We start from the raw sequence: 530 nt of genomic DNA on the forward strand, positions 1-530 counted from the left end.
TGGGGACCTTCAGCCCCTCGCGACGCCAGATGCGCTGGACCCGGTCCTTGCCCACCCGCCAGCCGGCCGCCTGCAGCAGCGCGGTGACGCGGCGATAGCCATAGCGCCCGTACTCGGAGGCCAGGGCAACGATGGCTCGGGTCAGCCCATCCTCATCGGCCGGCACGGTCGGCACGTAGCGCTGCGTGCCTCGATGCTGGCCGACGATCCGGCAGGCGTGACGTTCCGAGAGGCCGTACTTCTCCCGGATCCCGTCGACCGCCTGCCGGCGTCGCTCGGGGGCTATAAGTTTCCCGAGGCGACGTCCGCCAGCACCTGCTTTTCCAAGGACAGGTCAGCCACGAGCCGGCGCAGCCGCGCGTTCTCGCGCTCCAGGTCCTTCATCTTCCTGGCCTGGTCGACCGTAAGCGATGTTCCGACCCCATCTTCTGTGGGGCGATCTGACCGGGCAATTTGACGATCCGCACGAGAGGATCGTTTTGTGTCTCGACTTGACCGTAGACTTGAGCCGGAGGGGACGGTCCGGCGTT

At 67.2% G+C, this 530-nt stretch carries 1 pseudogene; it reads right to left on the reverse strand.

Annotated features, from left to right (window positions below):
- A pseudogene (locus tag ACLBYB_RS32735) lies at positions 1 to 408 on the reverse strand (IS3 family transposase); the annotation flags it as partial.
- Between the last annotated feature and the right edge of the window lie 122 nt (positions 409 to 530).

This window comes from Methylobacterium sp. D54C (assembly GCF_053345595.1).